This is a genomic window from Micromonospora okii (assembly GCF_020884795.1).
GTDB lineage: Bacteria > Actinomycetota > Actinomycetes > Mycobacteriales > Micromonosporaceae > Micromonospora > Micromonospora okii.
Window position 1 is genome coordinate 389,063 of sequence record NZ_BBZF01000013.1, and the last position, 20,213, is coordinate 409,275.

Consider the following 20,213-nt stretch of genomic DNA (forward strand, 5'->3'; position numbering starts at 1 on the left):
TCAGCGGCCCCCCGAATCGGCGGCGGCCGCCTGCATGATCTTGCCGGCGATCCTCGCCGCCTCGCCGCTGCCCCCGTCGCCCGCCTCCTCCAGCACCACACAGACCGCGGAGACCGGGGTGCCGTTCTTGTCGAGCGCGAAGCCGATGAACCAGCCGTGCGGCGGGGTGCCGGGGCTGACGTCCGCGGTGCCGGTCTTGCCGCCGACCTGGTAGCCGTCGAAGTTCGCGTTGCGGCCGGTGCCGTTCTTCACCACGCTGACCATCATGTCGCGCAGGTCCGACGCGACCTGCCCGCTGACCGGCTGGCGCAGCTTGTTCGGCTTCGCCGTGTAGTAGCTGGTGGTGCGGTCGGGTGCGAGCAGCTGCCGGACCAGGTGGGGGCGCATCTGGCTGCCGCCGTTGGCGATCGCCCCGGCGATCAACGCCCCCTGGAGCGGGGTCATCTTCACGTCGCGCTGCCCGATGGAGGACTGCGCCAAGGCGGCCGGGTCGGTGGCGCCGTCGGGCGCCTCCATCGACCCGGTGCGGCTGGGCGCCGTCGGCAGCCCGCCCTCGCCGAGCTGGCCGACGGTGAGGTCGTCCTGCTCGAAGCCGAACTGGCGGGCCTTCTCCTTCACCTTGTCGGCCCCGAGCTTGACGCCGAGCTGGGCGAAGCCGGTGTTGCAGGACTCGGTGACCGCGTTGATGAGGGTGACCTCGGGCTCGGGGCAGATTCCCGGGGCGGCGTTGCGGATCGGGGCACCCGAGGTCGGCGGCGTCCAGCTCGGCCCCGCCGGGATCGAGGTGTCCTTGCCGACGCCGTTCTCCAGCGCGGCGGCGGCGACCACGATCTTGAAGGTGGAGCCCGGGGGCAGCACCTCCGACAGGGCCCGGTTCTTCAGCGGGCCGCCCGGCGCGTTCTCCAGCTTGTTGAACGCGGCCGTCGCCTCTTCGCTGTCGTGACTGGCCAGCGGGTTCGGGTCGAAGCTCGGCATCGAGACCAGCGCCTGCACCGCGCCGGTGCGCGGGTCGATCGCGATGGCCGCGCCCCTCTTCGCCCCGACCCGGTTGTCGGCCAGCCCGTTGTACGCGGCGTCCTGGGCCCGCTTGGAGAGCGTGAGCAGGACGTTGCCGCCGCCGGTCTCGTCGCCGGTGAACATGTCCTTGATCCGGTTGGCGATCAGCGCGTCGCTGGTGCCGGCCAGGAAGTCGTTCTCGACCCGCTCGATGCCGGTGTCGCCGAGGTTGACCGGCTTGTAGCCGAGCACGTGCGCGTACTTCTGCCCGCCCGGGTAGGTGCGCAGGTACCGCAGCTTGCCGCTGGTCTCCTTGCTGGTGGCCAGGGCGGTGCCACCGGCCTCGATGTTGCCGCGCCGGCGCTCGTACTCGGCCACCTGGACCCGGCCGTTGTAGTCGCTGTTGCGGTACTCGTCGGCCTTGTACGCCTGGATCCAGTTCAGGTTGGCGAAGAGCAACCCGAACAGGACCATGGCGACCACGCCGACGCGGCGAAGGGGTGCGTTCACGGCCGGATCACCTCCGTGGGGGCACCGTGCAGTTGCTCGGGCGGGCCGCCTCCGGGCCGGGCCGCCGTGCCGCCGGGCCCCCCGGTCATCGGCCGGCGCGCGGCGTCGGAGACGCGCATCAGCACGATGATGAGCAGCCAGTTCGCCATCAGCGACGAGCCACCGGCGGAGAGGAACGGGGTGGTCTGGCCGGTCAGCGGGATGAGCTTGCTGATGCCGCCGACGATCACGAAGACCTGGAGGCCGAGGGTGAAGGCGAGACCCCCGGCGAGCAGCTTGCCGAACGAGTCCCGGACGGCCAGCGCGGCGCGCAGCCCCCGCTCCACGATCAGCAGGTAGACCACCAGCAGGGCGGAGAGCCCGAACAGGCCGATCTCCTCGCCGATGCCGGCGAAGATGAAGTCGTTCTGCACCTCGGGGATCTCCAGCGGCTCGCCGCCGCCCGGCCCGGCCCCGAACAGGCCGCCGCTGCCCAGCGCCAGCAGGCCCTGGACGAGCTGGTAGCCGTCCTGGTAGGGATCGGCGAACGGGTCCAGCCAGATCTCGGCGCGCAGGTGGAAGTTGGCGAACGGCCCGCCGATGACGCCCCCGAGCACGTACGCGAGGTAGGCGCCGCCGAAGAACAGGATCAGGCCGATGAGCAGCCAGCTCACCCGTTCGGTGGCGATGTAGAGCGTCACCACGAACATGCCGAAGTAGAGCAGCGAGGTGCCCAGGTCCTTCTCGAAGACGAGCACCAGCACGCTCAGCGCCCAGACCGCGAGCACGGGCCCCAGGTCCCGTCCGCGCGGGAAGTCGATGCCGAGGAACCGGTGGCTGGCCAGGGAGAGCACCTCGCGCTTGCGCACCAGGTAGTAGGCGAAGAAGGCGAGCAGCGCGAGCTTGGCGAACTCACCGGGCTGAATCTGCCCCAGCCCGGGGATGATGATCCAGAGCTTCGCGCCGTAGATCTCCGAGTACCTCGCGGGGAGCACCGCCGGGATCATCACCAGCACGATGCCGGCCAGGCCCAGGGTGTACGCGTACCGGGACACCGAGCGGTGGTCCCGCATCAGCGCCAGCAGCCCGGCGGCGAGGGCCACCGACGCGAGCGTCCAGGCGAGCTGACGCCCGCCGTTGCCGGCGAAGATCGCCAGCGTCTCCCGGTCGCCGGGGTCGGCCTTGGCCAGGTCGAGCCGGCGCAGGAACCCGACGCCGATCCCGTTGAGCAGCGCCACCGCGGGCAGCAGCGCGGGATCGGCGAACGGTGCCAGGAACCGGACGGCGACGTGCATGGCGAGGAAGAGCGCCGCCAGCACGGCGGTCGGCATCCAGAAGTCCGCGGTGACCGTGTCGAGCACGGTCGCCTCCACCGTCGCGCCGTACGCGGCGACCAGCACCAGGGCCAGCAGCAGCAGCGACAGTTCGGCGTTGCGCCGGGACCGGGCCAGGCGCACGCCGGGCTGCTCGCCCGTCGTGGCGGGCGAGGCTGCCGGTGCGGCCGCTGCGGTCACGACGATGTCCTCGGTTCTCTCGCCCCGACGCTCACTCGGCCGACCGGCACCCGGCCGGGTCGACCGGCGGCACGGTGTCGGTGGGAAGCACGTCGGGTGTGACGGTCGGCTCGGTGGTCGGTGTGGCGGCGGGTCGGCCGCTGCTGGACGCCTTGCCGCTCGGACGGGGGCTGGCCGGCGTCTTCGAGGCCGACGGGGACACCGCGCCCGGGGTGGGGCTCGGCGTCGGGGTCGGCTGGCAGATCGGCTTGAGGTTCGGGTTGAGCGGGTCGTCGCTGGTCAGCTCGGCGAGGCGGCGCTCGGCGTCGGGCTCGTCCTTGGCCGGGATGCCCTGCTTGACCTGCTCCTGCGCGGCCAGGGTCAGGTCGTCCAGCTCGGCCGGGCTGGTGGAGTGCACCGCCGAGAGGTCCAGGCCGGCGATCTGCCCCTCGACGCCCCGGAAGACGGCCACCCGGCCGTCGTCGGTGGCCCCGACGTAGTACTGCCGCTGGGTGTAGCTCCACCCGCCGAAGAGCGCGCCGCCGAGGATGACCAGCAGGCCGGCCAGCGTCGCCAGGGTCCGCAACGGGCGGCGCTTCGGGCGCTCGTCGCCCTCGTCGTCGGCCGGTTCCTCGGGCGCGGGCGGCCGGGGCGCGGAGAGCGCCGAGGCGCGCGCGGCGGGGGTGGAGACGTCGGCAGAGGTGGCCATGCCCCGGTCCCGGGCGGCGGCGCCGCCGACGATGGGGCTCGCCTCGACGATGTCCTGGTCGGTGGCGTCGGCGATGATCACCGTGATGTTGTCCGGGCCGCCACCGCGCAGCGCGAGCTGGACGAGCCGCTCGACGCACTGCTGCGGGTCGGCGTACTCGCGCATGGTGTCGGCGATGGTCTCGGCGCTGACCACCCCGGAGAGACCGTCGCTGCAGATCAGGTAGCGGTCGCCGGGGCGTACCTGGCGGACGCTGTACTCCGGGTCGATGTCGCGGCCGTCCAGCGCCCGGGTGAGCAGCGAGCGTTGGGGGTGGCTGCTCGCCTCCTCGGCGCTGATCCGGCCCTCGTCGACGAGCATCTGGACGTACGTGTCGTCCTTGGTGATCTGCGCGAACTCGCCGTTGCGCAGGAGATAGGCCCGCGAGTCGCCGATGTGGACCATGCCCAGCTTGGTGCCGGAGAAGAGGGTCGCGGTCAGCGTGGTGCCCATCCCCTCCAGTTGCGGGTTGGCGTCCACGGTGTCGCGGAGCTGCTGGTTGGCGGTGCCCACGGCCGAGCGCAGCGCGTCGACGAGGGCGTCACCGGGGACGTCCTGGTCGAGCGGCTCCATGGCACCGATGACGATGTTGCTGGCGACGTCACCGGCGGCCATGCCGCCCATGCCGTCGGCGACGGCGAGAAGCCGCGGCCCGGCGTAGACGGAGTCCTGGTTACCGTCTCGGATCAGACCGCGGTCGCTGTGGGCCGCATAGCGCAGGGTCAGAGTCATGGCCGTAATTCGAGAGAGGTGCGGCCGATGCGGATCGGCACGCCGAGGGGAACGGGGGTCGGTCCGGTGACCTTAGCGCGATCCAGGTAGGTGCCGTTAGTCGATCCGAGGTCCTCCACGAACCACTGCCCGTCGCGCGGCACGAGCCGGGCGTGTCGCGCCGAGGCGTAGTCGTCGGTGATGACCAGCGTCGAATCCTCGGCCCGCCCGATGGTGATCTGAGCCTCGCCCAGGGTGATCCGGGTGCCGGCGAGCTGGCCGGCGGTCACCACCAACTGGTGCGCGGCCCTGCCCCGCTTCGCCTTCGCCGGCTTGGGCGCCGGCTGCCCGGTCGCGGCCCCCACCGTGCGCGGCGCGGCCACCAGCCGGCCCGACCGGGCCCCGGCGAACAGGTCCCGGCGGATGACGCCGACCACCGTGAACACGAAGATCCACAGAAGGATGAGGAACCCGAACCGGGCGACGGTGATGACGAGTTCCGGCAAGGCGGATCAGCCGTCCACGCGGAAGGTCAGGGTGGTGGTGCCGAGCTGGATCATGTCGCCCGGGTTGAGGGCGACGGCGGAGACCCGCTGGCCGTTGACCATCGTGCCGTTGGTCGAGCCGAGGTCGGTCAGCACGACCTGGCCGCCGTCGAAGTCCAGCCGGGCGTGTCGCCGGGAGATCCCGACGTCGGGCAGCCGCAGGTTGGCCTGGTCGCCCCGGCCGATCACGGTCGAGCCCATCTGGAGCGGGTAGGTGCGGCCGTCACCGGAGACCAGCCGGACGTTGCGCCCGCCGCCGTGCCCCGGGGGTGGGCCGTAGCCGCCGCCCTGGTCGTACGCCGGGTACGCCGGCGGGCCCTGGTCGTAGCCGCCCTGGTCGTATCCGCCCTGGTCGTAGCCGGGCGCGGAGACCGGGGCCACGTCACCGCCGGTGTAGACCTCGGCGGTGACCCGGAACATCCCGGTGTCGAGGCCCTCGCCCCGCTCGATCTCGACGATCACGTCGCCGTAGACCGTCCAGGCCTGCTCGCCGATGAACTCCGCCTGCGACTGGGCCAGCTCCTGGGCCAGCGCGGCGGCGTACGGCGCCAGACGGCTGTGGTCGTAGGGCGAGAGATCGATCACGTAGCGGTTGGGCACGAGCGTGCGCCCACCGGCCAGGATCGCCTTGTGCGCCTCGGCCTCCCGCTGCATGGCGTTGAGGATCTCCACGGGGTGTACCACCCCTTTGAAGACCTTGGCGAAGGCTCCCTCCACCAGGCCTTCCAGACGCTTCTCGAAGCGTTGCAGCACGCTCACCGGCTCCTCCTCGGGTCCCGAGGACATGATGGTATCCGGCCGGCGCGCTCGCAGCTCACACGCCGCTCGGCCGCTCGGCGAAGGCCGTCTCGGAAGGGCCCGTCCGACCGTGCTACAGTTTCGTCCGCCGCGGGCGGTAAACCGGTCGCGGCGCAGGCCAGGCGCACCGTAGGATGTGCCGAGCCCGCTGGAGACAGCGGGACCGGGGCAGGCTAGAGTGATCCGGGTCGAGGCCACGGGGAAGTGGCGGAATGGCAGACGCGCACGGTTCAGGTCCGTGTGCCCGAAAGGGCGTGGGGGTTCAACTCCCCCCTTCCCCACCAGAGCGAGGGCTCCGCGACGACGCGGGGCCCTCGATTCGTTTTCCGAGGCTCCCGTGGCGTCCGGTCGGTGCCGGACGTCACGCTATGCTCCGATCGTTTCCCTGCCTCCGATGGACCAGGAGTGGCGTGTGAGTGTCGCGTTGGTGACCGGGTCGGGCGGCCTGATCGGTTCCGAGGCGGTCCGGCACTTCGCCGGCCTCGGTCTCGACGTCGTCGGCATCGACAACGACATGCGGCAGGAGTTCTTCGGCGCCGAGGCGTCGACCGCGTGGAACGTCCGGCGGCTGTCCGAGGAGCTGGGCGGGGCGTACTCGCACCACAGCATCGACATCCGGGACCGCGACTCGCTGGGCGGGCTCTTCGCCCGGTACGGCCGCGACATCGCCGTGGTGATCCACACCGCCGCGCAGCCGTCGCACGACTGGGCGGTGCGGGACCCGTACACCGACTTCGACGTCAACGCCGGCGGCACCCTCAACGTGCTCCAGAACGTGCGCGAGCACTGCATCGAGGCGCCGGTCATCCACTGCTCCACCAACAAGGTGTACGGCGACCGCCCCAACAGCCTGCCCCTGGTCGAGCTGGAGACCCGCTGGGAGATCGAGCCGGGGCACCCGTACGAGCAGGGCATCCGCGAGGACATGTCGATCGACGCCTGCCTGCACTCGGTCTTCGGCGCGTCGAAGGTCGCCGCCGACGTGATGGTGCAGGAGTACGGCCGCTACTTCGGCATGCGCACCGCCTGCTTCCGGGGCGGCACGCTGACCGGCCCGGCGCACTCCGCCACCGAGCTGCACGGCTTCCTCGGGTACGTCATGCGGGCGAACATGGAACGCCGGACGTACAAGATCTTCGGGTACCAGGGCAAGCAGGTCCGGGACGCGATCCACAGCTCGGACGTCGTCTCGGCGTTCGAGGCGTTCTTCCGCGCCCCGCGCTCGGCGGCCGTCTACAACCTGGGCGGCGGCCGGCACTCCAACACCTCCAACCGTGAGGCGTTCGCCCTGGCCGAGCAGATCACCGGCCAGGAGATGGTCACCGAGTACGTCGAGGCGAACCGGATCGGCGACCACAAGTGGTGGATCGGCTCGAACGAGGCGTTCCAGGCCGACTACCCGGACTGGAAGCAGGTCTACGACGTACCGATGATCATGCGGGAGATCTACGAGGCCAACGTCGACAAGTGGGTCCCGGGCGCATGACCGACGGCAGCAAGCGCAACGTCCTCGGCGTCCTGGTCGACGCCACCGACTACGCCACCGCGACCGAGCGGGTGGTGGCGGCGGGCCGCGAGCGCCGGCCGCTGGCGCTCACCGCGCTGGCCGTGCACGGCGTGATGACCGGGGTGCTCGACCCCGCGCACAACGCCCGGCTCAACTCTTTCGACGTGGTCACCCCCGACGGGCAGCCGGTGCGCTGGGCGCTGAACCTGCTGCACCACGCCGGCCTCGCCGACCGGGTCTACGGCCCGCAGCTCACCCTGGAGGTGCTGCGCCGGTTCGCCGAGGAGGGCCTGCCGGTCTACCTCTACGGCTCGACGGAGGAGACCCTCACGCGGCTGATCCCGGCGCTGGAGCGGATGTTCCCGGCGCTGAAGATCGCCGGGGTCGAGGCGTCGAAGTTCCGCGCCGTGCAGCCGGGCGAGGACGTCCGGATCGCCGACCGCATCCGGGCCAGCGGGGCCCGGCTCGTCCTGGTCGGGCTGGGTTGCCCGCGCCAGGAGGTCTTCACGTACGCGATGCGGCCCCTGCTGGACATGCCGCTGATGGCCGTCGGGGCGGCCTTCGACTACCACGCGGGGCTGCTGCGCAACCCGCCGCCGTGGATGCAGCGGGCCGGCCTGGAGTGGTTCTGGCGGCTCGGCCTGGAGCCGAAGCGGCTCTGGCGTCGGTACGTGATCCTCAACCCGGCCTACCTGGCCCGGCTCGCCGCGCAGAAGACCGGCCTGTGGAAGGCGAAGCCGCCCGCCCCGGCGACCGAGCGCCCCGCCACCTTCGCCGTCTGACCCGACCGGGGCGGCGCACCGGGCTCAGCGCGAGCGGCCCGCCCCCTGCACGTACAGCAGCTCCAGGATCGCCCGGGTCGCCTCGAACCAGCGGTCCAGCCAGCCGGGGGGCGGCACGCTGCCCCTGGGCGGCAGCTCCAGCAGCAGGCCGCGCAGCAGCGGGTGGTCGACCAGCGACTCGGTGGCGGCCGGCCCCGCCGGCCAGCCGGACGGCGGGAACGACGGCTCGGTGAGCGGGTTCGGGTCCAGCGACGGCAGCGACAGCGGCGCGCCGGCCTGTTCGAGGGCCGGCGACGCGCCCTCCCGAACGCCGATCTCGTCGTTGGCGACCACCTCGGTCAGGACGGTGTCCCGCCGGGCGCCGCGGTACTTGCCACCGAAGCGCTCCGGCTTACCCGGACCGTTGGTGAGGTTCTCTGACCCGATCGTCGTCATCGTCTCGCCTGCCTCGCTCGGTTGCCGTCCGTGCGGCGGTGGTGACCAGCGCCGTAACGAGGGGTTCAACGAACCGGGGCGGCGGTGGCGACGGGTGCGCCCCCGATCCGTGGCCGGAGCGGGGGCGCGGTCAGCGGGAACGCGACGGGCGCGGCCCGCCGGCCACGCTGCCGGAGGAGGGCCACGCCCGTCGTGTGCCTGTGCCGATCAGTCCCGGGCGAACATGCCGTTCCTGGCCCCGGCGACGAAGGCGTGCCAGTCCACCGGCGTGAAGGTCAGGTTGGGCCCGCTCTTGTCCTTCGAGTCCCGTACCCCGACCGCGTCGGTCACGTACGCCACCTCGACGCAGTTGTCACAGTTCGGCCCGCTCTTCGAGCTCTTGAACCACGTCGCCTGCGTCAGGTCCCCATGGAACCCCTTGGTCGCCATTTCCACAACGGCTCCTCTGCCAGTTCTGCGATATGTGCGATGGATTCCTCCGGTCGCGTGGCCGCTGCTCGAATGTGATCGAAGATGAAGTCGTACTTCTGCAGTTCGTCGCTCTTCTCGAGGAAGAGCCCACCCGTGGCGTTCTCCGCGTACACGACATCGGGATCACCCGCCTCAGGAAAGCTGAGGATGGTGAAGGGGCCGTCCATGCCGGCGTGCGCCCCGACCGAGAAGGGCAGGATCTGGAGCGTCACGTTCGGCAAGCGCGCCACCTCCACCAGCCGGTTGAGCTGACCACGCATCACCGCGTCGCCGCCCACCGGCCGGCTCAGCACCGCCTCATCGAGCACCACCCACAGATCGACCGGATCGTCCTGGGTCAACAACGACTGACGGTTGAGTCGGACACGGACCCGGCGCTGAATTTGTTCGGCGGTGAAGTCCGGGCGGGCGGCGCGGATCATCGCCGAGGCGTACTCCTCGGTCTCCAGCAGGCCCGGAACCACCTGCTGCTCGTACGTGCGGATCGAGCTGGCGGCCTGTTCCAGGCCGACGTACGCCCCGGCGAGCACCGTGCTGAACGGGTGCCACCAGCCCTTCTGCCGGGCCTCGCGGGCGATCTGCACCAGCTCGTCGATGTCCCCGCAGGGCACCCCGTAGATCAGCAGCATGTCCCGCACGTCGCGGGGGCTGGCGGTGGTGTGCCCGGTCTCGATGCGGGAGATCTTCGACGCGGAGCACTCCAACCGCTCGGCCACCGCCTCGATGGTGATGCCGGCGGCGTCGCGGTGCCGGCGGAGTTCCGCTCCGAGCCGCCGACGCCGGATCGTGGGGCCACGCCGCTCGGTCACGACAGCCCACCGTGGGCCGCTGGGCCGCGTCGCTCGCTGTTCGCGCTCACCCGGTTACCTCCGGTCGGTCGCGCCGGGGTGGGACGCCAGCCGGGGGGCGCGACCGTCGATCGGCGGGCGAGCGTTCGCGGCGGGGGTGGTGCCGGTCGTCGACCGGCCGCGACGGGCGAAACCGGCGTCCAGTGTGCCGTTTCGGAGACAGCGGCATCAAGGTCTATTTCCGCGGGTCGCTCGCGTATCGGCAAAAGTCGACATGCAACTTGCAAGGATCACGCGACTGATGCAATCTGTCCGTAGGGCTCGGATCACTCACCGTTCCGGTCGGCCGCCGGGCGGGGGCGCTCCCGTCGCGACGGAGCGCCCGGGCGAGCGACCCCTGTCCGGCACCGCACGACAGACCTGCCCCCGGAGGAAGGGCCCCGCTGCCGCACGACAGTTTGGCTGTGGTGGCGGGAGCGACGACCGGGAGCGGTCGGGTGATGGTCGGGTGACGGCACGCCACCAGCGGGCCCGGCCCGACCAGCACCACCACAGCAGACCGGTTCACCGGGGCACGACCCCGTCGCCGGGCGAGAAGTCCCCCGAATCACCCTCCGCCGGCCAAGTCCGCCGGCCGAACCTCCCAGGAGCCCTCTGTGCTTCCCCGCCCAGGTGACGTGCTGCACGTGACGCGCGCGGCGAGTGTCCAGTTCCTCAAACCGATCATGTTCCGGGTGATCAAGGCGCACGACTGGCCCACGTACCAGGGTTGGGTGTGGCTCGACGGCTACGAGCTGAACGCGGCGGGGGAGGCGGTCACCCGGCGGTCGATCTACGTGCAGGCGGCCGGGCTGCGCCAACTCCGGTCCGCGCCGCAGCCCCGGCAGCACACCTCACGAACCCGCCGACCTGCGGCCCGCGTGCCCGCCCGGGTGCACTGACCCCGCCGAAACCCGGTGCCGGGGTGTGCCGCTGACATAGGATCGGTACGCCCACCCCGGCGAACGTCTCCACCCCGCGCGCCCCGGACCCTGAACCTGGGATGGTCATGGTCATTCTGCCCGCCGCGCGGCGGCACCACAGGTCCCGCACCCTCTACGCCTTCGGGCTGCTGGCGCTCCTCGGTGCCGCAACCACCCTCGTGCTGGTGGTCCGCTACCCCGCCCTGTCCGCGACCGAGCTGGCCGTTCCGGTGCCCGCGCCGGAGATCACGGTGACCGACGAGAAGCCCGGGCCTCTCGACGGGGAACCCGGGCTCGACTGGGGCGACCCGGCGGCCCCCTCCGGCCCCGGCGCGGCGGCCCCCACCGGGGTCACCGACGCGCCGGCCGGCGCGGGAGCCGGCGCCGGGGCGGACACGCTGGTGGGGGCCGGACGCCACCCGGGCGCACCGACCGCCGGGTGGGACGGCACGAGCCGCTCCCTGTTCTGGTCCGGCGTCCTCGGCCTGGCCATCTCCCTGGCCGGGCTGGGCCTGGTCGGGACCAGACGCCGAATGTGGTGAGCGCCCCTCAGGACGTCGGGGTGGCCCCCGCCGTCGGGCCGGCCGCGCCCGACGTGGGCGTCGGGGCCGCCGCGACCACCAGGGTGACCACCTCGCCGGGCGGCACCGGCTCGCCCGCCTCCGGGTCGGTCTCGACGACCGTGCCGGCCGGGCGGTCCGACACCCGGGTCTCGACCCGGTGGTCGACGCCGAGCCGGTCCAGGACCCGCTCGGCCGTCGCCCGGGGCAGCCCCACGAGCGGCGGCATCGGCACCTCCACCGGCTCGGTGGAGGGCGGCGCCGTGGACGGAGGCGCCGTGGACGGCGGGGCCTCGGTCGCCCCGGTGGTCGACGCCCCGGTCGTCGCCGGGGCCGTGGTCGGTCGCGCCGGAGGGGTCTCCTCGGGGCCACCGTCGTCGGCCGACGTCGCCAGCCAGAGACCGCCGCCGAGCAGGCCGAGCAGCAGCAGCGCCACGACGCCGAGCGCGATCGGCGTCCACCAGCGCCGGCCGGGCTGCTCCTCGCCGTACCACTCGCCCGCGGCTGGCTCCCGGTACTCCACCGGCCGGGGCGGTGGCACCCCGGCGCGGCCGGACCACACGGCCGGGGCGGGCGGCTCCGGGCGGGTGGTCTCCCCGGAGCGCGGCAGCGGGCGGGTCCGGTCCGTGGGCTCCCCGTGCGGGGTGCCGTCGGCCGGCTCCGGTAGCGGACGGGTCGCGTCGTCGGAGGGCGGGTCCTGGCGGTCGTCGCTCATCGCACGTCCTCTCCCCCACCGCGCGGCGCGGGCCTCGACGTCCCACGCTAGCGGCTGCCGACGGGATCGGCCGGGATCAGCGCGGCGAGCCGCGGTCCGGGGGTGAGCTGCCCTGCCGGTCCGGCTTCTTCTGCTTCTTGCCGCAGGTCAGGGCCACCTCGTCGTTCCAGTACGCCGTGCTGTCCGGCTCCGGGTCCTGGGCGGTGACGGTGCCGGCCCCGCCCGTGGGGTAGCGCGGGTAGAGCCCCTCCTCGACCAGGTCCTCCGCGGCCTCGTCGCAGTCGTCGCCGATCAGGTCCGGCACGTCGACCGCAGGGGCGGCCCCGGCGACGTGGAGGGCGACGGTGACGCCCCGCCGCACCTCGGCTCCGACCGGCGGATCGGTACGTTGCACGTCGCGGCCCGTCCCCGAACCGAAGACCAGGCGCCAGCCCAGCCCCCGTTCCCGCAGTTCGTCCCGGGCGTCCTCGAAGTCCGTGCCCACCACGGGCGGGACGGTCAAGCCGGTGGACCGCTTGGGCGCGCTGGTCCGGGGCGCCGGCGCGGTCGTCCGGGCGGGTGGGCTGGCGGAGGAGGACCGGGGGGCGGCGACGCCGGCCTCCGCGACCGGTGGCACGGGCGGCGACGCGTCCTCGCCGGCCAGCACCCAGCCGCCGGCGGCGCCGATCGTGGCGAGGAGCGCGGCGGCCAGGCCGCCGCCGAGCACCTTCGCCCCGCGCCCCGGACCGGCCGCGCCGGGCTCACCGGGGTACACGGCCGTGTTCCCGTCCGTCATCGCGCCATCACCTCACCATCGCTGACCGTACCGGGACTGCGCGAGGCGTCCCGAAACGGTCTCTCAACCAGGCTCGCCGGCCCGATCCCGGGACGTTACGCTGCCCGGCATGGCCAGACGGGGCTGGGGAGGACCGATCGCCACCGCGATCGGGGTCGCTGCCGGCGCGGGCGCGGCCCAACTGGGCTTCGGCTACGGCCTGGGCATCATCGACTGGGCGGCGGCGACGGGCCCGGGCGCGGGCGAGGCGGCCTGGGTGGCGAGCCTCGCCTGGGCGAGCTGGATCGCGGCCACCTCGACCGTCGCGGGCGCGATCTGCGCCGGGCGCATGCGACGCGGTGCTGCGGGCGGTCCCGGGGCCGCCGCGCTGGCGGCCGCCGCAGCGCTCGGTGCCCTCGTCGCCGCGCTGCTGGTGGCCGCGCCGGCCCGGGTGGCGAGCGTGCCGGGCGTCGCCGCCCCGCAGGCCGTGGCCGCCGGGTACGCCGGTGCGGGCATCCTGATCGGGCTGCTGGTGGCGGTCTGGGCGCTGCGCTCGCCGGCTGCGGCGGCCAACGTGATCGCCACCGTCGGCTGGCTCTGGCTGCTCGCCGTGGTCGCGGTGCTGGACGGGGTGCTCGCCGGGCGCGGGCTCACCGCCGCCCAGCTCGGCATCTGGCAGTTCAGCGGCGACCGGGCCGGCTTCTGGCTGCGGGACTGGTTCTACTGGCCCGGCGCGCTGCTGGCGCTCGGCTCGGCGCTGCTGATCGGGGCGCTGGCCGCGCGCCGGGCCGCCCGGTCGGCGGAGCACCGGCTCGGGGCTGCCGCCTCGGGCGGGGCCGGCCCGCTGCTCGTCGCGCTGGCGTACCTGCTGGCCGTGCCCGGGCTGACCACGCTGGGCAGGGAGCAGGTCTCGGCGCACCTCGTCGCCCCGTACGCCGTCGTCGTCGGCTTCGCCGGGTCGGTGCTGACCGCCGCGCTGGCCCAGCGCGCGGCCGGGCGGCGGGCCGTCGCGCCGGCCGCCGGCACCGGGCCGACCGATCGGTGGATCCCCCGGCAGCGCTCCGGCGGGAGCGACCCGGCCCCGACGGAGCCAGCCGCCGTCCCGGCAGGGCCCGACCAGGGCGCGGAGGCCGGCCCGGACGCGGGGACCGCCTTGGAGGCGAGGACCGGCCCGAACGCGGAGGCCCGCCCGGACGCGACGGCCGGACCGGAGACGACGGCCGGACCGGAGACGACGGCCGGACCGGAGACGGGGGCGGAACCCGGGCCGGTGGCCCCGGCCGGGGGCGGGGTCGCGGCGGGGGCCGCCTCGGATCCCGTACCCGGGGAGGGTGCTCAGGGGGCCACGCAGCGCCGGCCGCCGGCGGGGCCGAGGCACCGCGACACCCGGCGCGCCCGCTGACCCCGGCTCAGTCGACCGGCCAGGTGTGGACCGGCTCGTTGCTCCGCTGGAGTTCGGCGTAGCGCTGCACCATGTGGTGCAGGGCCGCGTCGCGGTCCATTCCCCGGTGGCGCTCGGCGGCCCAGACGGCCTCGGTCTGCCACACCGCGCCGTTGCGGCCGGTGCGGCAGCGCTGCTCGATGATCCCGAGCAGGCGGTCGCGCTCGGCCGGCGCGACGCCGAAGCGGTCCAGCCCGGTCGCCGCCTTCGGCAGCAGCGTGTCGAGCACCAGCTTCGTCACCGGCACCTCCCCGAGGCGCGGCCAGTGCAGGACCGCGTCCATGCCCCGCCGGGCGGCGGCGTGGAAGTTCTCCTCCGCCGAGCTGAACGTGAGCTGGCTCCAGATGGGGCGGTCCGCCTCGGCGAGGCCCCGGGCCAGCCCGAAGTAGAAGGCCGCGTTCGCGAGCATGTCGACCACGGTCGGCCCGGCCGGCAGCACCCGGTTCTCCACCCGCAGGTGGGGGCGGCCGTTCATGATGTCGTAGACGGGCCGGTTCCAGCGGTACACCGTGCCGTTGTGCAGCCGCAGCTCCGCCAGCTCGGGCACGCCACCGGCGTGCAGGACCTCGACCGGGTCCTCGTCCTCACAGATCGGCAGCAACGGCGGGAAGTAACGGACGTTCTCCTCGAACAGGTCGAAGATCGAGGTGATCCAGCGCTCGCCGAACCAGACCCGGGGGCGTACCCCCTGGGCCTTCAGCTCGTCGGGCCGCGTGTCGGTGGCCTGCTGGAACAGGGCGACCCGGGTCTCCGCCCAGAGCTGGCGGCCGTACAGGAAAGGGGAGTTCGCCCCGACCGCCACCTGGACGCCCGCGATGGCCTGGGAGGCGTTCCAGTAGTCGGCGAAGCTGTCCGGCGCAACCTGGAGGTGGAACTGGAGGCTGGTGCAGGCGGCCTCCGGCGCGATGGAGTCGGTGTGCGTGCGCAGCCGCTCCACCCCACGGATGTCCAGCTCGATGTCCTCGCCGCGGGCACCCACGATCTGGTCGTTGAGCACCCGGTACCGCGCGGCGGTGGAGAGGTTGTCGGCCACCAGGTGCCGCTCGGTGAGGGTGGGCAGGATGCCCACCAGGACGATGCGGGCGTCGGAGGTCGCCGCCCGCTCGTCGGCCCGGTTGAGGCTGTCGCGCAGGTCCCGTTCGTAGTCGGTGAAACCGGCGCCCTCGATCAGCCGGGGCTGGGCGTTCAGCTCCAGGTTGAACTGCCCCAGCTCCGTCTGGAACAGCGGGTCGGCGATGTCGGCGAGGATCTGCTCGTTGCGCATCGCCGGCTCGGCGGCCGGGTCCACCAGGTTCAGCTCGATCTCCAGGCCGGTCATGGGCCGGTCGGAGTCGAACCCGAAGTCGTCCAGCATCAGTGCGAAGACGTCCAGGCACCGCCGGACCTTCTGCCGGTAGCGGACCCGGTCCTCTCGGGAGAAGGCGCCCTGCTCGACGTCCCTGCCCATGTGTCCTCCCGGCGCGAGGCGCGACGGGGCATCCCGCCCCGCAGCGCGCATTGTGAAACATCTACGGTAAAAGCGCCCTACCGCGCCCGGCCAGAGGCCGACGCCGGACGATCACCGTGTCGGCGACCGCGACCGGCCCGGAAAAGCGCTCCCGACCGGCTCTCTACCCAGGTGGGACGGCTGTCGACCCGTTGCGACCGAGAATGACCCGTGACAATTCGCACCTTCGGGGCCGACGGCCCGAGACCGGTCCGAGGGCGGACAGCGGCCCGAGACATGGCCCGAAGGCGGACGGGCGACCCGAGACACGCTCGAAGGCGGACGACGGCCCGGTGCACCACCCGAGGGGCGGACGGCACCGGGCCCGCGCCGACTGGTGCGGCGCGGGCCCGGGGTCCGATGGATGCGCGGGGTCAGCCCTGGCGGACGGCCTCGCCCTCGATCTCGATCTTGATCTTCTTTCCGACCAGCACGCCGCCGGTCTCCAGGGCGACGTTCCAGGTCAGGCCGAAGTCCTCGCGGTCGATCTCCGCCGAGGCGGAGAAGCCGAAGATGTCCTGGCCGAAGGGGCTGCGGCCGGCGCCCTCGAACTCGACCTCCAGCTCCACCGGGCGGGTGACGCCCTTGACCGTCAGCTCGCCGGTGAGGACGAACTCGTTGCCCGCGTGGGACTTCACGCCCGTGCTGCGGTACTCCAGGGTCGGGAACGCCTCCGCGTCGAGGAACTCGGGGCTGCGCAGGTGGTTGTCCCGGTCGGTCTGCTTGGTGTCGATGCTGGCGGCCTGGATGGTGGCGGTCACCGAGGAGGCCAGCGGGTCCTCCGCGACGGTGATCGTGGCCGTCGCGTCCGCGAACTCACCCCGGACCTTGCTGACCATCATGTGCCGGGCGACGAAGCCGACCCGCTTGTGCGCCGGGTCCAGCAGGTAGGTGCCGGGGGCCGGGATCGTGAGACCGTCCCACTCGCGGGTGGCCGGTCCGGTGCTGCTGGTCATGGTGCTGCCTCCAGGGTAGATCGTTTAAGAACCCAACGACTGACTAAGCAACTATAAGCGAAACAACATTCCCTGTGTCAAGCACTGCTACGATGGAGGCGTGGACCAGAACGTGTTCGACGACCCCCGGATCACCGCGGTCGGCCTGCTCTTCGAGGCGCACGCCGGCCTGTCGGCCCGGTTCGCCGCCCAGTTCGAGGAGCATGGCCTCTCCGCGGTCGAGTTCGAGGTGCTCACCCGCCTCGCCCGCTCGCCCGAGAACCAACTGCGCATGACCGACCTGGCCGCCCAGACCTCCCTCTCCACCAGCGGGGTGACCCGGGTGGTGGACCGGATGGAGCGCGACGGCCTGCTCTGCCGCCGGGCCTGCCCCTCCGACCGGCGCAGCTCCTACGCCTGCGTCACCGTCGCCGGGCTGAAGCGCCTCGACGAGACCCTCCCGGGGCACCTGCGGATCATCGAGCAGTGGTTCACCGGGCAACTGGAGCCGGCGGCGCTGCGCGCCCTGCTCGACGGCCTCCGCCAGGTGCGCGACGCGGTGCACCCGGGGGCGACCGCCGGCAGCGTCGAGTCGGCCCCGGAGGAGCAGCCGGCCGTCAAGTGACGCCGGAGTCCGACCGGGTGGCGACGCCCACCGGCAGAAAGACCGGCAGAACCGACCCATTCAGCGGCAGCTATCCGGGCGCATGGGACGAAAGCCCTATCCACGGTGGCTACTGTGATCTCAGCGGGGGCGCACCGGGGGGTGCCGGCGCGAGCGATGAGCGAGGGGTAACGCCAGGGGGCTTCTTCGCTCGCGCCGCCCCCGCGGCAACCTCCCGCCGCCCTTCTGCGACAACTTCCCGACGGGCCCACGGCCTTCTCCCCGCCCGACCTCAGGGCCGCGCGGCACCCGGGGGGACGCGGCTCAGCAGGGCCGCCTCCCGGGGCAGCAGGCTGATCCCGCCCTCCCGGCAGGCCCGGTCGAGCCGGTCGAGCACGTCCGGGTCGCCGGTGCTCGCCGCGAGCCCGACCAGGGCCTCCACCACGTCCCGCCGGTCCTGGCCGTCGACCGCCGCCTCGGCCGCGGCGGCGAACCACTCCGCGGCCAACTCCCGGTCGCCCCGGCGCAGGGCGATGTTCGCCTCGATCAGTGCGCACGCCCCCTCCTCCCGCCGCCGCCCCGGGCAGCCGCGCGCCGGCTCGGAGCGGAGGGCCGCCGCACAGGTGGGGCGGGAACGCAGGCTCGACAGCACCTCGGCCGCCTCCTCCGGACGCCCGCCCTGGGCCAGCGCCAGCCCGACCGTGCCCAGGGCCCGGCGTCGCTGGCCGGGATCGCCGAGTTCCGCCAGGCCGGCGACCACGCGGCGGCCCTGCGCGACCGCGTCCGCGTACCGGCCCGCCAGCCGGGCCACCTCGGCGAGGTTCGCCCGGGCCAGCACGCGCAGCCGCCGCTCGCCCGCCTGGGCGGCCAGCCGGTCCACGGCGGCCAGCCGGCGGCGGGCGCCGGCCAGGTCCCCCACCCGGATGTCGTGCCAGGCGAGGTTGTTCTGCGCCACGGCCATGTCGCGTGCCCGGTGATGCCGGGTGGCCAGGGCGAGGACGGCGGCGGCCTGGTCGCGCGCCTCCCCGTGCCCGCCGGTGGCGATCAGCAGCGCGCAGAGCACCGTTCGCGCCTCCAGCTCCCCGGCCACGTCGCCGGCCCGGTGGAAGACCTCCAAGGCGTCCCGCGCCGCCGGCAGCTCCTGCGCCGCCGCGCCGTGCTCGACCGCCAGCCGGGCCGCCCCGATCGCCGCCCACGCACGCAGCCGGGGGTCGGCGTCGGCGGTACGCGGGTCGGCCAGCAACCGGCGGAGCCACTGCCGCCCGACGACATCCCGGCCCCGGAACCGCCACCAGCGGGCCAGGCCGGCGGCCAGCCGCAGCGCGGTCACCGGATCGTCGACGGCCGCGTGGGCCAGCGCGGCGGTGATGTCGCCGGTCGCCTCGTCCAGCCGGCGCAGCGCCGGGAGGAGCTGGGCCCCGGCCACCTCGGCGGCCGTCACGGCCACCAGCCGCGCGACGACCTCGGCGTGCCGGCGCCGTACCTCCGGCAGCTCCCCGGCCCCGGTAGCCTGCTCGGCCGCGAACTCCCGGACCGCGTCGAGCAGCCGGAACCGGAGCGGGCCGGTGCCCCGGACGCTGAGCAGCCCGAGCTGGAGCAGCCGGTCCAGCAGCGGCACCGGGTCGACCGACACCGTGCCCTCCGGGTCGCCGTCGTCGGCCAGCATCTCCTCGGCCAGCTCCACGGACCAGCGGTTGCGGAACGTGGAGAGCCGGCGCAGGGCGGCGCGCTCGTGCGGGGCGAGGAGGCGGTAGCTGGCCGCCACCGCGTCCCGCAGGGTGACGGTCGCCCCGTCCCCCGTCGTGCCGGCCGGTCGGTGACCCCGGGACGCGTGCCCCGCCCGGCCGCCCGGCTCGGCCGCCGCCCAGCCCGGACCGGGCGACGCCACGGGCGGGGTGGCGAGGTCGAGGACGCGGTCGCCGTACCGGTCGAGAAGCTCGTTGAGGTCGAGGATGCGCCCGCGGGCGGCCATCAGCTCGATGGCCAGCGGCAGCCCGCCCAGCCGGCGGGCCAGCGCGGCGAGGGCGGGCAGCTCGGCCGGGTCCGGCGGCTCGCGCCGCACCTGGGCCAGGCGGGCGGTGAACAGCGCCACCGCCGGGTAGCCGGCCAGCACGTCCGGCTCTGCCGGGTCGAGTTCGGGCGGGGGCACCTCCAAAGGGGCCACCGGCCGGACCCGTTCGCCGGACACCCCGGCCGGGTGCCGCCCGGTGACCAGCACCCGCAGGGTGGGCACCGCCCCGGCGAGCCGGTCCAGCGCCTCGGCCACCGGGTCGGGCGCGCGCTCCACGGCGTCGATCAGCAGCAGCGCCGGCCGGGCCGCGAGCCGGACGGTGAGGTCGGGCGGGCGGACCGCGCCGAACGCCGTCGCCACGGCGGAGAGCACGTCGGTCGCGTCCGAGCCCTCCCCGACGAGCACCCCGGCCACGTCGCCCGGGGTGCGGGCGGCGACGGCGTGGGCGACGGTGAGGGCCAGCGCGGTCTTGCCCACCCCGGCCAGCCCCACCAGGCTGACCACCCGGGGACCGTGCTCGGCGGTGAGCAGGTCGACCAGCTCGGCCACGTCCCGCTCCCGGCCGATCAGCTCGACCGGGGGCGGGAGCGCCCCCGGCGTGCCGCCGGAATGGGCGACCGGCGGCGGCCCGGCGGGCGGGACGTGCGGGGAGCCCGGCGACGCGGACGCCGCGCGGGCCGGGCCGGCGGGCGGGACCGGGCCGCGGGCCGCCGCCTCGAACGCCGCCCGCGCCGGCCCGGTGAGGCCCAGCGCACCGGCCAGCAGGTCGACGGTGGTCCGCTGCGGGCGCGCGGACCGACCTCGCTCCAGGTCACGGACGGTCCGCACGCCGATGCCCGCCCGGGACGCCAGCTCGGCCTGGGTCAGGCCGGCGGCGCGCCGGTGCGCCCGCAGCAGGTCAGACATTCCGGTACGACCGTCCGCGCCCGCCGGACGGTCATGATCGGGAGTCATGGGCAGGAAGGTTACGGATCGGGTCCGA

19 protein-coding genes and 1 tRNA gene are annotated in these 20,213 nt (G+C 74.1%); 7 read left to right on the forward strand and 13 right to left on the reverse strand.

Annotated features, from left to right (window positions below):
- From LPU43_RS04880 to LPU43_RS04900, 5 genes are read right to left on the reverse strand one after another with little or no spacing between them, the layout of a single operon-like run.
- On the reverse strand, positions 1–1,506 hold the full coding sequence (locus LPU43_RS04880) for a peptidoglycan D,D-transpeptidase FtsI family protein (protein ID WP_229398997.1): 1,506 nt from the start codon (positions 1,504–1,506) through the stop codon (positions 1–3).
- Positions 1,503–2,999 (reverse strand): FtsW/RodA/SpoVE family cell cycle protein, encoded by a 1,497-nt coding sequence (locus LPU43_RS04885; protein ID WP_229398998.1) that lies wholly within the window; start codon positions 2,997–2,999, stop codon positions 1,503–1,505. The genes LPU43_RS04880 and LPU43_RS04885 overlap by 4 nt, the downstream gene beginning before the upstream one ends.
- Positions 3,000–3,030: 31 nt before the next feature.
- Positions 3,031–4,458 carry a PP2C family protein-serine/threonine phosphatase gene (locus LPU43_RS04890; protein ID WP_229398999.1) on the reverse strand — a complete coding sequence of 476 codons (1,428 nt, stop codon included), beginning with the start codon at positions 4,456–4,458 and terminating at the stop codon, positions 3,031–3,033.
- Positions 4,455–4,943: an FHA domain-containing protein FhaB/FipA gene (locus LPU43_RS04895; RefSeq protein ID WP_229399000.1), complete on the reverse strand. Its 489-nt coding sequence runs from the start codon at positions 4,941–4,943 to the stop codon at positions 4,455–4,457. Before LPU43_RS04895 ends, LPU43_RS04890 begins: the two co-directional genes overlap by 4 nt.
- A gap of 6 nt (positions 4,944–4,949) precedes the next feature.
- Positions 4,950–5,768 (reverse strand): FHA domain-containing protein, encoded by an 819-nt coding sequence (locus LPU43_RS04900; protein WP_229399001.1) that lies wholly within the window; start codon positions 5,766–5,768, stop codon positions 4,950–4,952.
- A 210-nt stretch (positions 5,769–5,978) separates the two neighbouring features.
- On the opposite strand from LPU43_RS04900, the gene LPU43_RS04905 reads away from it, so the two are divergent.
- The 3 genes from LPU43_RS04905 (at position 5,979) to LPU43_RS04915 (ending at position 8,069) form a co-directional block, all read left to right on the forward strand.
- Positions 5,979–6,064 (forward strand) — tRNA-Leu (locus LPU43_RS04905).
- Positions 6,065–6,192: 128 nt separating this feature from the next.
- Positions 6,193–7,266: an NAD-dependent epimerase/dehydratase family protein gene (locus tag LPU43_RS04910; protein WP_229399002.1), complete on the forward strand. Its 1,074-nt coding sequence runs from the start codon at positions 6,193–6,195 to the stop codon at positions 7,264–7,266.
- Positions 7,263–8,069 (forward strand): WecB/TagA/CpsF family glycosyltransferase, encoded by an 807-nt coding sequence (locus tag LPU43_RS04915; RefSeq protein ID WP_229399003.1) that lies wholly within the window; start codon positions 7,263–7,265, stop codon positions 8,067–8,069. The genes LPU43_RS04910 and LPU43_RS04915 overlap by 4 nt, the downstream gene beginning before the upstream one ends.
- A 24-nt stretch (positions 8,070–8,093) precedes the next feature.
- On the opposite strand, the gene LPU43_RS04920 is transcribed toward LPU43_RS04915, so the two are convergent.
- The 3 genes from LPU43_RS04920 to LPU43_RS04930 form a co-directional block, all read right to left on the reverse strand.
- On the reverse strand, positions 8,094–8,504 hold the full coding sequence (locus tag LPU43_RS04920) for a hypothetical protein (protein WP_229399004.1): 411 nt from the start codon (positions 8,502–8,504) through the stop codon (positions 8,094–8,096).
- 207 nt (positions 8,505–8,711) lie between these two features.
- Positions 8,712–8,933: a DUF397 domain-containing protein gene (locus LPU43_RS04925; RefSeq protein WP_229399005.1), complete on the reverse strand. Its 222-nt coding sequence runs from the start codon at positions 8,931–8,933 to the stop codon at positions 8,712–8,714.
- Positions 8,903–9,784 carry a helix-turn-helix domain-containing protein gene (locus LPU43_RS04930; protein ID WP_229399006.1) on the reverse strand — a complete coding sequence of 294 codons (882 nt, stop codon included), beginning with the start codon at positions 9,782–9,784 and terminating at the stop codon, positions 8,903–8,905. The genes LPU43_RS04925 and LPU43_RS04930 overlap by 31 nt, the downstream gene beginning before the upstream one ends.
- Before the next feature lie 635 nt (positions 9,785–10,419).
- Here LPU43_RS04930 and LPU43_RS04935 point away from each other — a divergent pair.
- Positions 10,420–10,704: a hypothetical protein gene (locus tag LPU43_RS04935; RefSeq protein ID WP_229399007.1), complete on the forward strand. Its 285-nt coding sequence runs from the start codon at positions 10,420–10,422 to the stop codon at positions 10,702–10,704.
- A gap of 101 nt (positions 10,705–10,805) precedes the next feature.
- Complete coding sequence (locus tag LPU43_RS04940) at positions 10,806–11,267, forward strand: hypothetical protein (protein ID WP_229399008.1); 462 nt, start codon at positions 10,806–10,808, stop codon at positions 11,265–11,267.
- 7 nt (positions 11,268–11,274) lie between these two features.
- Here LPU43_RS04940 and LPU43_RS04945 read toward each other — a convergent pair whose 3' ends face one another.
- Positions 11,275–12,000 carry a PASTA domain-containing protein gene (locus tag LPU43_RS04945; protein ID WP_229399009.1) on the reverse strand — a complete coding sequence of 242 codons (726 nt, stop codon included), beginning with the start codon at positions 11,998–12,000 and terminating at the stop codon, positions 11,275–11,277.
- A gap of 76 nt (positions 12,001–12,076) precedes the next feature.
- Positions 12,077–12,775 (reverse strand): PASTA domain-containing protein, encoded by a 699-nt coding sequence (locus LPU43_RS04950; RefSeq protein WP_229399010.1) that lies wholly within the window; start codon positions 12,773–12,775, stop codon positions 12,077–12,079.
- Positions 12,776–12,884: 109 nt separating this feature from the next.
- Here LPU43_RS04950 and LPU43_RS04955 point away from each other — a divergent pair, with 109 nt between their 5' ends.
- Positions 12,885–14,156 carry a hypothetical protein gene (locus LPU43_RS04955; RefSeq protein WP_229399011.1) on the forward strand — a complete coding sequence of 424 codons (1,272 nt, stop codon included), beginning with the start codon at positions 12,885–12,887 and terminating at the stop codon, positions 14,154–14,156.
- A 7-nt stretch (positions 14,157–14,163) separates the two neighbouring features.
- Here LPU43_RS04955 and LPU43_RS04960 read toward each other — a convergent pair whose 3' ends face one another.
- Positions 14,164–15,642 (reverse strand): glutamate-cysteine ligase family protein, encoded by a 1,479-nt coding sequence (locus tag LPU43_RS04960; RefSeq protein WP_229399012.1) that lies wholly within the window; start codon positions 15,640–15,642, stop codon positions 14,164–14,166.
- Between the two features lie 413 nt (positions 15,643–16,055).
- Entirely contained in the window at positions 16,056–16,637 is a 582-nt protein-coding gene (locus LPU43_RS04965; RefSeq protein WP_229399013.1) for a YceI family protein, read from the reverse strand.
- 100 nt (positions 16,638–16,737) lie between these two features.
- Here LPU43_RS04965 and LPU43_RS04970 point away from each other — a divergent pair, with 100 nt between their 5' ends.
- Positions 16,738–17,241, forward strand: coding sequence for a MarR family winged helix-turn-helix transcriptional regulator (locus LPU43_RS04970; RefSeq protein WP_229399014.1), 504 nt, complete (start codon positions 16,738–16,740; stop codon positions 17,239–17,241).
- Positions 17,242–17,512: 271 nt separating this feature from the next.
- Here LPU43_RS04970 and LPU43_RS04975 read toward each other — a convergent pair whose 3' ends face one another.
- Entirely contained in the window at positions 17,513–20,185 is a 2,673-nt protein-coding gene (locus LPU43_RS04975) for an ATP-binding protein (protein WP_229399015.1), read from the reverse strand.
- Between the last annotated feature and the right edge of the window lie 28 nt (positions 20,186–20,213).

Excerpts from the sequence above, each read along its gene's own strand:
- LPU43_RS04975 (WP_229399015.1), bottom strand. The coding sequence starts at position 20,185 with ATGACTCCCGATCATGACCGTCCGGCGGGCGCGGACGGTCGTACCGGA.
- LPU43_RS04940 (WP_229399008.1), top strand. The coding sequence starts at position 10,806 with ATGGTCATGGTCATTCTGCCCGCCGCGCGGCGGCACCACAGGTCCCGC.
- LPU43_RS04890 (WP_229398999.1), bottom strand. The coding sequence starts at position 4,458 with ATGACTCTGACCCTGCGCTATGCGGCCCACAGCGACCGCGGTCTGATC.
- LPU43_RS04945 (WP_229399009.1), bottom strand. The coding sequence starts at position 12,000 with ATGAGCGACGACCGCCAGGACCCGCCCTCCGACGACGCGACCCGTCCG.
- LPU43_RS04950 (WP_229399010.1), bottom strand. The coding sequence starts at position 12,775 with ATGACGGACGGGAACACGGCCGTGTACCCCGGTGAGCCCGGCGCGGCC.
- LPU43_RS04965 (WP_229399013.1), bottom strand. The coding sequence starts at position 16,637 with ATGACCAGCAGCACCGGACCGGCCACCCGCGAGTGGGACGGTCTCACG.
- LPU43_RS04920 (WP_229399004.1), bottom strand. The coding sequence starts at position 8,504 with ATGACGACGATCGGGTCAGAGAACCTCACCAACGGTCCGGGTAAGCCG.
- LPU43_RS04915 (WP_229399003.1), top strand. The coding sequence starts at position 7,263 with ATGACCGACGGCAGCAAGCGCAACGTCCTCGGCGTCCTGGTCGACGCC.
- LPU43_RS04960 (WP_229399012.1), bottom strand. The coding sequence starts at position 15,642 with ATGGGCAGGGACGTCGAGCAGGGCGCCTTCTCCCGAGAGGACCGGGTC.
- LPU43_RS04925 (WP_229399005.1), bottom strand. The coding sequence starts at position 8,933 with ATGGCGACCAAGGGGTTCCATGGGGACCTGACGCAGGCGACGTGGTTC.
- LPU43_RS04955 (WP_229399011.1), top strand. The coding sequence starts at position 12,885 with ATGGCCAGACGGGGCTGGGGAGGACCGATCGCCACCGCGATCGGGGTC.
- LPU43_RS04900 (WP_229399001.1), bottom strand. The coding sequence starts at position 5,768 with ATGTCCTCGGGACCCGAGGAGGAGCCGGTGAGCGTGCTGCAACGCTTC.